1 protein-coding gene and 1 pseudogene are annotated in these 790 nt (G+C 44.2%); both read left to right on the top strand.

The window, feature by feature from the left end:
* Positions 1–91: 91 nt before the first annotated feature.
* A complete protein-coding gene (locus EGI31_RS14545; protein WP_255037924.1) occupies positions 92–232 on the top strand; it encodes a hypothetical protein in 141 nt (46 codons plus the stop codon).
* Positions 233–451: 219 nt separating this feature from the next.
* A pseudogene (locus EGI31_RS14540) lies at positions 452–790 on the top strand (group II intron reverse transcriptase/maturase); the annotation flags it as partial.

Below are 790 nucleotides of genomic sequence, written 5' to 3'. Positions count from 1 at the left end.
AGAAGGTGCAAGTCGAAAAGACTGAGTCCTTTACATGCTAGTTGGTAAAGTGTGTTAGTAAGTCGCAAGCTGGTTTCTCGTGAGGGATGCAGTGAAGAAAGCGAGACTACAAAATTCGGTACTGACTTACAGAAACGGACTAAGAGGCTATGATAGGTGGATAAGTATGCACATCAATACAAAGTCCGTGGCCAACAAACCTATCAGAGTAGATTTCGCAGGCATCGAATGAAAGAGTATGTTCTTACCTGGGGAGGTCTTCACAACCACGAGTGGTTAAGTGAAGAAGTCAGCAGAGGTCGTAGTAACTACCAGCAACGAGCCAAGTCCTGAATGGGAAATCTTGGACGGTCTCACACAGTAGCGAAGGACCAAACATTAAACGTTTCCAATGCACCTAAGAGCCTTTCGGTAGCTTAGGAACAAATGAGAAACAAGGAAACTGAAAACGATGATAGAAAAAGTACTGAAACGAAGCAACATCAAGCAAGCCATCCGCCAAACGCAAGCCAACAAAGGCAGTGCAGGGGTGGATAGGATGCCTGTGAGCGAACTTATAGAATACTTTGAACATCATCAAGAAAGTTTATTTACTAAAATCATTAATCATGAGTACAAACCGCAAGCCATTCGGGGGGTGGAAATACCCAAGCCCAATGGTAAAACCCGACTACTAGGAGTACCAACTGTGGTAGACAGAGTACTGCAACAAGCAGTAAGCCAAGCCCTCATGCCTTTATTCGAGCTGGATTTTCATGAAAATAGCTATGGATTTAGGCCGCAACGGAAT

The organism is Lacihabitans soyangensis, from assembly GCF_024343775.1.
In the GTDB taxonomy this organism is placed as follows: Bacteria; Bacteroidota; Bacteroidia; order Cytophagales; family Spirosomataceae; genus Leadbetterella; species Leadbetterella soyangensis.
The sequence above is the reverse complement of the archived record's forward strand: the minus strand, read 5'-3'. Positions and strand labels throughout refer to the sequence as shown.